This window comes from Thalassomonas sp. RHCl1, assembly GCF_947387555.1.
In the GTDB taxonomy this organism is placed as follows: Bacteria; Pseudomonadota; Gammaproteobacteria; order Enterobacterales; family Alteromonadaceae; genus Thalassomonas.
This window is the reverse complement of record NZ_CANDNZ010000001.1, coordinates 248,920-261,595: the sequence shown is the minus strand read 5'-3', so window position 1 is coordinate 261,595 and position 12,676 is coordinate 248,920. Positions and strand designations below refer to the sequence as shown.

Below are 12,676 nucleotides of genomic sequence, written 5' to 3'. Positions count from 1 at the left end.
AAACCTTAAGGTTTATGACTTAGGTGTTAACTCAAGGTTAAATTGTTTCAATTGTAACATTTTTGTATTAAATCCGATCGATAATGGTTTACTTTTCCGGCTTGGCAGGTATGCTCACCCGGCAAAAAAAATTATAAATAGCACTACAAAAAATAAGAGAGATGAGGAAGACTATGAAAAACAATAGCTTAAATGCTTTGTGCCTGCTTACCCTACTCAGTGGCAGCGCCATGGCTGAAGTGACTAACGGCTCCTTTGAAAACTGGACCAGCGGCAGCCCGGATTCATGGACGACAATCGACAGCGGACTCAGCGTCAGCCAGGAAGGTTCAATTGTAAAATCAGGCTCCAGCGCCGCGGCGATCACCGTCAATACCGGCACCCAATCCTCCACCGACTTCCGTCAATCCGTCTCCCTGGTCTCCGGCCAGACCTATAACTTCTCTACCTGGGTATACCATACCGAAGGCGGCATGAAGGCCCGGCTTTATGTCAACGGCTACCAGGGTTACTCTAACGAAAACCTGCTCAACCAGTGGCAGCAAATCAGCTATACCTATACGGCGAGTGCTACCGGCAATGTCGAGGTTGGCCTGCGTTTTTACGACGTAACAGGATTTGACGGTTCGGAAACCGTGTATGTTGACGACTTTGAGCCGACCACGGCCGATAACGGCGGCGGCAACGGCGGCAGCTGTGCCAATACCGAAGCAACACTGGCATTAACCACTGACGGTTACGCCTCAGAAACCAGCTGGACCTTAAAAACCAGCAGCGGCACCACGGTTGCCAGCAGCTCGACACTGGCCAACAACACCACCTATAACGAAAACTTCTGTTTAACCGACGGCGACTACACCTTTACCATCAGCGACAGCTATGGCGACGGTATTTGCTGTGAATTCGGCAACGGCTCTTATGCCCTGACCTCAGGTGGCAGCACCCTGGCCTCCGGCAGCACTTTCACCAGCAGCGACAGCACTAACTTTACTATCGGTACCGGCGGCGGTGATAACGGCGGCGGCACAGGTGTTGGCAACTACTACGACAGCATCACCACGCAAACCGGCTATACCCTGAAAACCGCCTTGCATAACCTGATCAACAACCACACCACCCGCGGCTATTCCGCCATCTGGACCTTCTACAGCAGCAATGCCTTAGATACTTACTATGAAAACGACGGTACTATCTTAGACATCTACTCGGAAAACCCCAACGGCTCAGATCCCTACAACTTCACCAAAGTCAGCAACCAGTGCGGCAGCTACTCCGGCGAAGGGGACTGTTATAACCGTGAACACTCCTTCCCGCGCAGCTGGTTCGGCGGCGATCACGAGCCGATGAACTCGGATATCCACCATATTTTTGCCACCGACGGCAAAGTAAACTCAGTGCGCAGCAGCTTCCCGTACGGTGAAGTGGCCTCTGCAACCTATACTTCTTCCAATGGCAGCAAGTTAGGTTCAGCCGCAAGCAGCTTAGGTTACAGCGGTACGGTATTTGAGCCGATTGATGAGTTTAAAGGCGACCTGGCCCGTGCTTATTTCTATATGGCCACCCGCTACCAGGATCAAATCGCCAGCTGGCAGAGCATCAGCAGCTACGGCGATGCGGTATTGGACGGCAGCACCACAGCCGTATTTGAACCTTGGGTGATCTCTATGTTACTGAGCTGGCATGCCAACGATCCGGTGAGCCAGAAAGAAATCGACCGCAATGACGCGGCCCACACTCACCAGGGTAACCGTAATCCTTTTGTTGACCATCCTGAATATGTCAACAAAATCTGGAATTAATTTCCGGTTTAACTAGCTGTATTAGCTAGACTTAAACGAGCCTCAACCCGCTCCTTTAACAGAGCGGCTTGAGGCTCGCTTGTTTCACCAGGTTATTTGTACACAAGCTGTACTAGAATTCTGTTTGCTGCCAATCGGAAACGGATTCTAATATAAATTGCTGGCTCACATCATTGCCATTACAAGACCAGATTCTGACTTCTTCATCATCCGTTGCCGCGCTCCCTTGTATATCCATACAATGACTCCAGCCATTGTCCCTGTTTTTAATTGTGCCATCTTTTTGAATGCGCCATTTTTCAGAATTACCGCCGTCACAATCCCAAAGGTGGAGAGTATCGCCATTGTCGGCACTGCCTGTGTCGAAGTCTACACAGTACTTATTGCCATATTTGGGCCGCAGCTGCCCTTCAGCCGTATAGACAAATTTTTGATTGCCATAATTGCCACATTGATCCAACCGGATCGCAGAGCCATTTTTATAACCGTCTTTTACTTCAAGACATAAATCAGTATTCAATTTGGGTTTTATCTGAAAGTAACCGGGCAGGCTTCTGCGCACTCCCACGTATGGAATTTCAGATTCATTGAAATATGATGATCCGCCTGCTATCTGGTCTACGTCAATGCCAATTGCAGAGACACCATGAGCAACGGCAATAAAGTTATAGGCGTAGTACTTGTTCTCAAAATCACCCGATGTGTTCCACAGGTGCATCAGCTGTTTATATTCGTTTGCCCGATTGGCGGTAACCTGATAATGGTCCCCGGCCTTTACATTGCCGCAAAATATCTTTTTCGAGTTGCCGGAAGAAATAGAGTCGATAGCACCGCTAAATTCCCCGGGATCGGCGGTATCGATATCTGGGCAGACAAAACCATTGAGCACATAATCAGAATTTGCCTGCTCCATCAGATCATTGACATTACCAACCCGCCCGCCGGTATAGAGCACGATAACGCGGTGATTATTGGGGTTTAATGCCGACAGTTTAGGCCAGCCTTTATTTTTTAAAGCGCTCCTGTAATCGTTATTGCTGGTATCAGGGGTAAGGTGTGCCAGTAAATCCTGGTATGTGTATAAATATCCGGACAATTCACGACTGACATATTCATCGAGTAGCTTGATCTCACTTGCATGCCAGGAGCCTAACGGATTGATCGCTTCCGTTTTCATATCGATATACAGCATAATGGGTGCGGTGACTTGCCCCTCATTGTTGGGGTGGGCATCCAGCCACTGCTTGATATCGGCTAAACAATGGCCGAGTCTGTCATAGCCGCCATTACTGTCACAGTTATTGTTTTTCCCCGATTGATCGTGGGTAACATATGGACCATTGTTATCCGATTGCCATGGCCCCTTATCTAAAACATCCAGCTCCAGTGAGCGAAATCCTTCATCAAGCCAATGGATGAGCATGTCACCGCTATTTAATCGCTCATAACTGTTGTGTGGCTGAAGGTAATAGAGTTCATCAATTCTTTTGTCCTGGCTTATTGCTTCTGATTGCTTATAGATTGGCGTATATATCTCTCCAGCCAAAGCATTGGCAGATAAAAATAAACCAGCGCCAAGCAACGAGCCATAAAGTAATTGTTGTACTTTCATAAAAAATCCTTGTTATCAATTAAACTATTTTGTCCGTAAACAGACTGATTGAAAGGTATTTTGCTACCTTGCTATCAGTCGAGACAAAAGCAAGGTACAAGACAAAAGACACATTAGAAAGCGTTAATTGCACCTATGTCGGTTTAGGTATCATCTTTGTCGGATCTGTACTTAATAATGGATAAAATCGATAAAGCCCGCCGACAGGAAGTGCCTGTTTTAAATTGACCATACAACACTGGCCGACAAAAACAGACTGGAAAATTGATCCGGCGCATATAGCAAACGACTTTTTTATTTACATTTATTTAATATCATATTAACTTGGTTGTACCGCAAACTTTCATTCCTGCGGATCATCACTTAATAAGGATTATTGATATGGTTAATACCCCAAGTCTTTTTAAAATATCTTTATTGGCACTCTCTTGTAGCGCCAGTGCCTTCACTTATGCCAACGAACTTCCTTTAAAACAAGGTGGCGTGGTTGATGCCTCGGGACAAGCCGCGGCAGTGCTGGCACAACGCTCGGCAGAAAACCTAAACGCGGCAGAGTTTGTTGCTCAAACAAAACAGACACCGGCGTTAGACGACAGCGCTCACCTGGTGCTTGACTCTCAGCCCTTAGTCCCTGCCGTCATCACAGCGCCTCAAGCAAGTGTAAAAGTAGCGCAGAAACCCCTGCAGGAGCGGGTCAGCCTGAACGCAGAAACCACGGCCATTACCCCACTTTGTACGACCTTGAATATCGACACTTTATACACCCTGACCGACTCAACCGCCGGCAGCGCCTCCTGTTTTCACTTTGAAATTACCCAGCGGGCAAAAACCACGGTATTCGTCACGGGACAAAACGCGCAGACCAACGCCAACCTCACGCTCTTTCGCCATGAAGCAGACGACAGCCTGACGATAGTCGGCAGCTCAGCCAACGCCGGCAATGCCGATGAAGTGGTGCTGGCCCTGACCGAACCCGGCCATTATTACTGGTATATTGACGTAGTGGCAGCCGATGGCGGCGCCTTTAATTTTGCCGCCGTCGCCAATACCTCGGCAGACAGCTATGAACTCAACGACAGCGTCGCCTTATCGACGCCGTTAGGGGATAAGCTCAACAACATCTCAGGCAACATGGACAGCAGCGCCGATGTCGATTACTACCATTTCACCGCCGTGCGTGGCCAGGATACCAGCATTTCCCTGAGCGACACCTTTGGCAATAACGAATGGCAACTGGAATTATACAACGGCGGCTGGCAGGTACTGGGTAATAACCTGACCCATAACCTGTCCGGATTGCAGGCGGGACAGGTAGTTAATGTCCGGGTTACGCCAAACCCTGCGGTCACGGTCGATTCCAGCCATAACTACCAGCTTTCCTTCGGCTCCAAACCCGCACAATTTAGCAACTATTCGGTTGACGGCGAATCAAGCGTCACCCGGGTCACATACGGTGCCACCAGTACTTATCTCACCACCCAGGCCTATAAGAAATTAACCTGGGGCGCGATGATAAAAGACTCCAGCGGCCAGCCGATTGAAGGGGCCCAGGTCGTGCTGCGGGTAGATAAAAATTTCGCCGCCAGCCCGGACGGCCTGGTGCACTATGTTAATTATCCGCTGACAACCAACAGCAACGGCCAGGTGGCCGGCAGCGTAGATTTAGGCACCTGCTCAGGCTCATCCACCTCACAGCCCCATTACGAATACAAGTTCGGCACCAAAAACTGGTGGCAAACGGAGTTTAACTATGGCGGCTGGCGCATAGAAGTGCCCGGCAATGCTGACCTGGGTGTCGGCGGCAACAGTGTCCCGTACGTAGTATTGGGGCATCTTTGCAGACAAACCTATTTAGGCAGCGAATAAGCTTGATTGCTTAACCTGAACCGAACGGGGTGTCCCTGAGACACCCCGTCTTGCTCCAGGCAAGCCAGGTAAAAAGATACGGCTTCAGTATTTAAATACCCGTAAATCCTCCTGCCATTGTTCCGCCAGAAAATCGATAAATGCCCGCACCACCGGACGCTGATAACTGCGCGACAGATAAACCGCCCACAAAGACATCACAGGTAAAGGCACCTCCGGCAGCAACCGGATTAATGCCCCGCTCTTTAAATAAGGGTTGGCAAGATCACAAGGCAGATAAACGATCCCTGCACCATTAAGGGCCGCCCGCACTAACACCCCGAGATCATTGGCGCAGATACTGCCGGAAACCGGCACCCGTAGCTGCTGCTGATCCGCCATAAAAGACCAGTAGCGCTGGCTGAGATGGATCAGGCAATTATGCTGCTCCAGCTGCTCGGGCGAGCTGACCGGCCCGTGCTCGCTTAAGTATTGCGTAGAGCAACATACGGCACTTTCAATCGACATCAGGCGGCGGGCAATAAGGCCTTCATCCACCTGGTCGGTAAAACGCAGGGCAACATCGATACGTTCATCCACCAGTTGGGCATTGCGATCCGACATCATCAACTGGATCACCACCTTAGGGTGACGCCTGGTAAAAGCTTCCACCTGTTCGTACAAGAGGTTTTGCCCGAAGCCTATCGGGGTGGCAATACGCACTTGCCCGGTCAGCTCTTCATCATGGCTGCGGGCCAAACTTTCCAGCCCCGCCACCTCGTTGAGGATACGCTGGCAATGCAGGAGCACATCCTGACCCGGCGCCGTCAGGGTAACCTTACGTGTGGTGCGGTGAAATAAACGGATATTAAGCCAGCTCTCCAGCTCCTGCACATGCCGGGTTACCTTCACCCGGCTTAACTCCAGCTGCTCCGCCGCCCGGGTAAAACTACCGGTATTGGCCACCTCAACAAAGCTGGTCAGGGCTTGAACTTTATCCATCTCTGCTTCCTTTAAACATTATTTCAAATTACGAAATAATTATGCTCAATTTTCAATATTTATTACAAGATAAAACCAAAAGATAATAACTCCATCAACGCCAGGCCAAGCTGGCAAGGCTAAATCAAGTTAAACAAACCATTGGAGAATATTATGAAAATCGCAATTTTAGGCGCCACCGGCTGGATCGGATCCACTATCATGAGCGAAGCACTTCACCGCCAGCATCAGGTGATCGCCATCAGTCGCGACGCCGGCAATATCGAGCAAGACGGGGTGCAAACACATTCATTGGATCTATTGGCCCAGGGCGGGATTAATGAAGCCGTAGCCGGCGCCGATGTGGTTATCGCCGCGGTCGGCGGACGCGCCAAAGGCAACCATGATATGGTAAGTCATACAGCCAAACGCTTGCTGGCAGAATTACCGCAAGCCGGTATCAAACGGCTGATTTGGGTGGGTGGCGCCGGTAGCCTGGAAGTTGCTCCCGGGGTAAAGCTGGTAACAGTACCTGAGTTCCCGGCGGAATATAAAGACGAAGCCCTGGCCCAGGGGCAAGCCCTCGACGTTTTCCGGCAAAGCGACAGCGTCCTTGACTGGTTGTTTGTCAGCCCGGCCGCAGAAATTTTCCCCGGCGAGCGCAGCGGAAAATACCGCCTCGGCGGCGATCAACTGCTGATGGACAGCGAAGGCAAAAGTAAAATATCGGTACAGGATTATGCCGTCGCCTTGCTGGACCAGGCAGAAAAAGCAGAGCATCACAACACGCGTATCGGTATTGCTTACTAAAGGCTTACCACGCCCGGGCACAATGTTTGATTGTGCCGGGGTATAATAACAGTACTAATGAATGCCGATATAGATCTCCACCTGCGACTCACTCTTATAGTATTCAAAGTCGGTTTGGTAGGCTCTTTGGTAGGGACAACCACTTTCGTTAAAATACTGCCAGATCTGTCCCCACAGGGCGATCACCACTCCCGGCATTTCCCCTTCACCGGAAAAAACCAGATAACGGCCCGGCTGCACGGTTATTGCCTCAACTCCGGATATTGCCTGCCCGGTTAAAACATCAGCCCCGGCAAGCACATCAAACTCACCTGAAGCATCCGATTCGTAATTGCTATACACCCCGTAAACTTTCGACTCAGCTGGTAACAGAGCACCGGCTTCACCGTAAAACCGTTGCCAGAGATTGCCAATTTTTGCTTTTGCCGGCTCCATTTCATCGGCATTTTTGGTGCGGGTAACAAAACCCGCCAGTTCAAAACCATCAAGATGTTGAATTTTCACGCTTTATCCTTATTTCGCTTATCAGGCCGCTTTAAAAGCTATGGCCCGCATGATTATTATTATCTGCAAATTGCGCTTGATGAAACGCAAGCTCAGTTTACGCTGTCGCTTGCGCTATCGCCGCTAATGCCAATAAACGGTTAGAGTTCAGGGTTGGCAGCAGCGAATTGCTGTCATCAATGATCAGGGGGATTTCGGTACAGCCGAGGATCACCGCATCACAGCCCTTTTCCTTCAAGCCGCCTATCACCTGCTGAAAGTAGGCGACTGACTCAGGCTTAAAAATACCGTAAACCAACTCTTGCATGATGATACGGCCAATTTCGGCAATTTCCCCGGTTGCCGGTCTTTGCCAGCTCAGGCCTGCATCTTCAATTTTTTGCGGGTAGACATCACTTTCCACCAACCATTGGGTGCCTAAAATACCCAGGCGCTGAAAACCTCTGGCTTTAGCACTGGCCACCACCACTTCGGCAATATGCAGCCAGGGCAGAGGGGATTCACGCTTCACATAATCAAACGCCTGATGAATGGTGTTATCGGGACAAATAACAAAATCGGCCCCCTGCAATTTCAGCTTAGCAGCCGAAGCAAGCATAAGCTCGCCAATACCGGCCAGGTTATTTTCATCCAGGCATTTAACATAATCCGCCAGCGAAAAAGTATGCATGGAAATTTCAGGATGGGCATGTGGCCCTAATAATGCCGGGCTTTCGGTGCAGATGGTTTTATAACACAGCGCCGCCCCTTCTGCCGAGCAGCCCACTATTCCAATGTGTTTAGTCATCTTTATTTCCTTACTTAGACTAAGCGGTAAATCACAGGGTTATCGGCTAAGGTACCAGTTTAACGCCAGTTTTTCATGATGCTGAATAAAATCATTTTTTCCCTGCATATAAGGCTCGCTGCTGTTATGGCCCGCCCGTATCAGCCCTTGCTTAAGCTCGCCATATTGCTGCGCTACCTGCGGATGGACGCGCAGGTAATCCCGAAAGGCCAGATGCCGCGTCAGGGCCTCATCCCCTTTTTTAAAGGCATGCAGGTGATGGCTCCTGGCATTGCCGCCTTTTTGAAAATAACGCCTGCCCGCGATGCCGTTCTCTCCTTTAACCTCATAATCCAGAGACTGCATCTGCTGATTTTTACCATCTAACGCCTCAAGATCTATAACTTCCATCAAGATATCAATCACAGGTTTAGCCGCCAGCCCTGCCACCGAAGTACTGCCGATATGATGGATATCTATGGCGACATCCCCGAGGGACTGCGCCAGCAATATTTGCTCATCGGCAAACAACTTAAGCCAGGCAGGATCATAGTCGACAACTTCCAGCACTCTTTTCTTCATTTTTGCTCCTGATACGGCCAAGGCCGGATATAAACGATGCACTCTTTACCGCGGCAACTGTGCTTAACGAGATAGAAATAACCGTTATGCCGCAGGTGTACCCGAGTCCAACAGTTTTAATCCGACAATGCCCATCACAATCAAGCCAATGCAGGCGATACGCCGTATATCGGCAAGCTCGTTAAACCAGACAATGCCGACTATGGCTACCCCTACGGCGCCAATACCGGTCCAGACGGCATAGGCATTGCCCATAGGAATGGTTTTTAAGGAATAAGAAAGGCAGGCAAAACTGGCCCACATGGCTCCAAGGGTAAATACCGAAGGCCAAAGCCGGGTAAAACCTTCGGTGTGTTTAAGACCTACCGCCCACATGATTTCAAAGATTCCGGCAATAACCAAGACGATCCAGGCCACTTTAACTCCTTATTTTTATAAAAATTTAGTGAGCAGTCACTATTAACACCCCATTGATATAGCGGGCATTACAACTTTCTTCCCAGCCTTTTTTCAATTTGTTTTTTCTCCCAGTCGGCGCCGAAAAGATTAAACACTTCGAACACCGCCAGGGCATGAGAAACAACCCCTATGCCCCAGCCCAAAGCCGTCCACCAGGCCCAAATATAACCGGGATTGGTCCAATAATTTAAAACGAACAAGGCTGACACCACTAAGACATAGGTACTCAGGTGGGTGTAGAAATCTTTAATGCCTCTGACATATTCAATCGCCGCCTGCTCTTCTGTTGAGACTTGCGTTGAAGCTTGTGTTTGACTGTCCATGGGATTCTCCTGCTGTAACTGGGTTAATTCAATTTCAAAAACAGCAGCCAAGGATTTCATCGACTCCAGCCCGGCACTTTGCCCTCTTTCTATCCGCTGAACGGTTCTGGTACTTAACCCACTCAGCTGAGCCAATTGCTCTTGAGACCAACCACGTTGAAGTCTTAATTTACGAACTATCATTTCTTATCCTTTTCTGTTGTTCGTTTTGAATTATCAGCCCAAAATAACATGAAAGAACACGCCAGCTACCTGACAGTCACACGACAACACTTAAAAATCAACAACTTAAACCAAAGCATTACTATTGTTTTTTACGGCCTTTGACACCTGACAATTTGCCTTAGTCACTTGTACTCCCGAAAAATCCCCAGGTTAACCATTCACTTGCCTCAGCCATGCTTTTGCGCAAGGGTAATGATTACCCTCTCATAAAAGTTACTATATCATTGTTACAAAAAACTAACACCGGCCCGCTTAGCTGTCATAGCCGATTAAAGCTTATTCAACAGCCCATTTTTATCCAGCCGGTAATGGTCAAAATCACTGGCAAGCATAAGATTACCTTCATAATATTCTCTGGCTTCGAGTTCAACATCCAGGATTGAAGGACTGCTGCTGGTGTCATTTTGATAGCGGGCACTGAAATGCGTTAACACCAGATTATCAACCTGGTGTTTACCGGCAAATTCGGCAACAATTTTTGCACTACTGTGCATGGGCCCGGGCCCTACTTTCTGCGCTATGTCGTAGGTGTAGGTTGCCTCATGTACTAAAACATCGGCACTATTGATTTCATCCGCTAGCAAGTCCGGCATATCATTATCACCGCAGATGATGATCTTTTGCGCTTTGGCTTTTGGCAGCAGATAGTCGTCGGCCAAAATCAGTTCACCGTCTAGCATGATATCTTTGCCGTTTTGCAGCTCTCCCCAATGGGGGCCCGGTTTGATATTGGCACCTTTTAATTTCTCAATATCGAGCTTTCGTTCATCGCTTTGATAACTAAAACTAAAAGCATGTGACGGTACCCGGTGCGACAGCTTGATAGCGGTCACGCTCAATTCCAGCTCCGGCCTGTGCTCATTAAGTTTGCCGGAGTCTATAAAAACAACCTCATAAGGCAGGTACAACTCGGTCAGGGTGCAAACGGCGCTGACAAAGCCCTCGATCTCCGCCGGGCCGACCAGGTATAAGGTTTCAGTTCGCCCGGCCATGGCAGCGCTTGCCAGCAACCCGGGCAAGCCGTAGCAGTGATCCCCGTGCACATGGGTGATAAAAATGGCCTGCAGAGTATTCAGAGACAGCTTGGTTCTTAAAATCTGGTGCTGGGTGCCCTCACCGCAGTCCACCAGACACCAATGCTTGGCATTCGGCGCCTTTATCGCCGTTGCCGATACATTGCGGGCTTTAGTAGGCGTACCCGAGGATGTACCTAAAAATAATAATTCCATCAGCGTGTTTACTTCCAGATCCTGTTGCTAATTTATATCTCCAGATAAAGCCTGGGCTAATAAATGAATTGCGGCACATCCCGCTTAAATATTTCAACCAGTTCAGGATCCATATAGTCATAATTATCCGGGATCCCCAGGCAAATCACTCTTTGCCCTTTCAGCTTATCTTTAAAACGTTTGCTCAATTTTCTTTTATGAACCGGCTCCATCACAAAGATGATATCGGCCCATTCCACGTCCTCGGCACCTAAAGGGATCTCGGCATTGTTGTTGAGACCGGCAGAGCGCGCCTCAACCCCAGCTTCACTACCAAATACCGCTTCACCGGTAGGAGAGCGTAATTTATTTTGACTGCAGACAAACAGTATTTTCTTCATAAAACTCTATAACTAACCTGAACTCGGGATAAGATGAGCCAGCGACCATTTAAATTACAACAACTTGGCCATTATGCACTGCATTTCACACTTAATAACTTTTTATTATTGAACCAGTGCCGCGTTTTTAATGGTTATCAAGGCAAACTTGCGTACTAATAGCGGGCTATTAGAAGCAAGTTTAACACCGAGAAGCGTTAAAAGCGCGGTGCTGGCTGGTTTAGATTATCCCGAGTTCAGGTTAACTAATACACCGCCTCAAGCGGCTAAAAAATAAGGCTACACTTTGCCAACACAAAAGCCTACCTTTATCTGATTCAAAACAGCCATGCGCCACAAGATACATTTCGCAATTAATCCCCCTCCAAGCCAGCTACAAGCATAGCTTTACCCTGTGAGCAAAAATTTTGTTATTTTTATCATCTGGCTATGCTAGTCTTTAACCATATTGAACAAATTACCATCAGGAAAAACAGTGAACAGCACATTATCTGCTTTGATAATCCGAATTATTAACATCAGCTCAGGGGCCTGGTGGGAATAATGCTGTTTAGCTGATCCATAACCCGCCATCAAGGCGGGTTTTTTATTCCCGCTTTTAATGACAAAAAAAGGAATAAAAATGAAAAAAGTCGCCGTTTTTGGCAATGCCGGTGCCGGCAAGTCAACCACCAGCAAACAAATCGCAGCAATCACCGGCCTTGAGCTATACGCGCTGGATAAAGTGAAATTTCTCCCCGGCGGTGATGAAGTTCCCCACGACCAATACCTGGCCGCCCACAGCCGCATTTTATCCGAAGATAAATGGCTGATAGAGGGTTACGGCTGCCTGGACTCAACCTGGACCCGGCTTAACCAGGCTGACACCCTGGTTTATATCGACCTGCCTGTCCGGGTACATTTTTTCTGGGTGACCAAACGTTTTTTCAAAGGGCTTTTTCAGCCGCCGGAGGGCTGGCCGGAGCGCAGCTCAATTATTAAAGGTACCATCAACAGTTACCGGGTGCTTTGGTTATGCCATAAAAAACTGACCCCGGCATACCGCAAATATGTCGCCAATGCCGCCAAAACGAAAACGGTTTATCATTTACGATCTAAAGCCGACATTGCCAGCTTCCTGCATACCTTGGGGGAAAACAGCGGCTGAGCAAGTCGGATGCG

The 12,676-nt window shown here is 48.7% G+C and carries 13 protein-coding genes; 4 read left to right on the top strand and 9 right to left on the bottom strand.

The genetic code is table 11. The features are described from left to right. The first annotated feature begins 173 nt into the window (after positions 1 to 173). The gene (locus QL234_RS01225; protein WP_281556054.1) at positions 174 to 1,799 is read left to right on the top strand and encodes an endonuclease; all 1,626 of its coding nucleotides are present in this window, start codon (positions 174 to 176) and stop codon (positions 1,797 to 1,799) included. A gap of 112 nt (positions 1,800 to 1,911) precedes the next feature. Here the strand turns inward: QL234_RS01225 and QL234_RS01220 are convergent, their stop codons facing one another. Next, on the bottom strand, positions 1,912 to 3,411 hold the full coding sequence (locus QL234_RS01220) for a ricin-type beta-trefoil lectin domain protein (RefSeq protein WP_281556053.1): 1,500 nt from the start codon (positions 3,409 to 3,411) through the stop codon (positions 1,912 to 1,914). A gap of 381 nt (positions 3,412 to 3,792) precedes the next feature. On the opposite strand from QL234_RS01220, the gene QL234_RS01215 reads away from it, so the two are divergent. Beyond that, complete coding sequence (locus tag QL234_RS01215; protein WP_281556052.1) at positions 3,793 to 5,277, top strand: hypothetical protein; 1,485 nt, start codon at positions 3,793 to 3,795, stop codon at positions 5,275 to 5,277. 84 nt (positions 5,278 to 5,361) lie between these two features. On the opposite strand, the gene QL234_RS01210 is transcribed toward QL234_RS01215, so the two are convergent. Beyond that, the gene (locus QL234_RS01210; RefSeq protein WP_281556051.1) at positions 5,362 to 6,258 is read right to left on the bottom strand and encodes a LysR family transcriptional regulator; all 897 of its coding nucleotides are present in this window, start codon (positions 6,256 to 6,258) and stop codon (positions 5,362 to 5,364) included. Positions 6,259 to 6,411: 153 nt separating this feature from the next. Here QL234_RS01210 and QL234_RS01205 point away from each other — a divergent pair, with 153 nt between their 5' ends. After that, positions 6,412 to 7,047: an NAD(P)-dependent oxidoreductase gene (locus QL234_RS01205; RefSeq protein WP_281556050.1), complete on the top strand. Its 636-nt coding sequence runs from the start codon at positions 6,412 to 6,414 to the stop codon at positions 7,045 to 7,047. A 54-nt stretch (positions 7,048 to 7,101) separates the two neighbouring features. On the opposite strand, the gene QL234_RS01200 is transcribed toward QL234_RS01205, so the two are convergent. From QL234_RS01200 to QL234_RS01170, 7 genes are all read right to left on the bottom strand, one after another. Continuing rightward, the gene (locus QL234_RS01200) at positions 7,102 to 7,551 is read right to left on the bottom strand and encodes a GyrI-like domain-containing protein (RefSeq protein ID WP_281556049.1); all 450 of its coding nucleotides are present in this window, start codon (positions 7,549 to 7,551) and stop codon (positions 7,102 to 7,104) included. A 97-nt stretch (positions 7,552 to 7,648) separates the two neighbouring features. After that, positions 7,649 to 8,338: an amino acid racemase gene (locus QL234_RS01195; RefSeq protein ID WP_281556048.1), complete on the bottom strand. Its 690-nt coding sequence runs from the start codon at positions 8,336 to 8,338 to the stop codon at positions 7,649 to 7,651. Positions 8,339 to 8,377: 39 nt separating this feature from the next. After that, positions 8,378 to 8,899, bottom strand: coding sequence for a GrpB family protein (locus tag QL234_RS01190; protein WP_281556047.1), 522 nt, complete (start codon positions 8,897 to 8,899; stop codon positions 8,378 to 8,380). A gap of 84 nt (positions 8,900 to 8,983) precedes the next feature. Beyond that, positions 8,984 to 9,316 (bottom strand): quaternary ammonium compound efflux SMR transporter SugE, encoded by a 333-nt coding sequence (gene sugE, locus QL234_RS01185; protein ID WP_281556046.1) that lies wholly within the window; start codon positions 9,314 to 9,316, stop codon positions 8,984 to 8,986. A 68-nt stretch (positions 9,317 to 9,384) separates the two neighbouring features. Then, on the bottom strand, positions 9,385 to 9,864 hold the full coding sequence (locus tag QL234_RS01180) for a 2TM domain-containing protein (protein ID WP_281556045.1): 480 nt from the start codon (positions 9,862 to 9,864) through the stop codon (positions 9,385 to 9,387). 311 nt (positions 9,865 to 10,175) lie between these two features. Beyond that, positions 10,176 to 11,135, bottom strand: a complete 960-nt coding sequence (locus QL234_RS01175) for a ribonuclease Z (RefSeq protein ID WP_281556044.1) — start codon at positions 11,133 to 11,135, stop codon at positions 10,176 to 10,178. 56 nt (positions 11,136 to 11,191) lie between these two features. Continuing rightward, the gene (locus QL234_RS01170) at positions 11,192 to 11,515 is read right to left on the bottom strand and encodes a low molecular weight protein tyrosine phosphatase family protein (protein ID WP_281556043.1); all 324 of its coding nucleotides are present in this window, start codon (positions 11,513 to 11,515) and stop codon (positions 11,192 to 11,194) included. Positions 11,516 to 12,137: 622 nt separating this feature from the next. On the opposite strand from QL234_RS01170, the gene QL234_RS01165 reads away from it, so the two are divergent. Beyond that, a complete protein-coding gene (locus QL234_RS01165) occupies positions 12,138 to 12,662 on the top strand; it encodes an adenylate kinase (RefSeq protein ID WP_281556042.1) in 525 nt (174 codons plus the stop codon). The last annotated feature ends 14 nt before the right edge of the window (positions 12,663 to 12,676 follow it).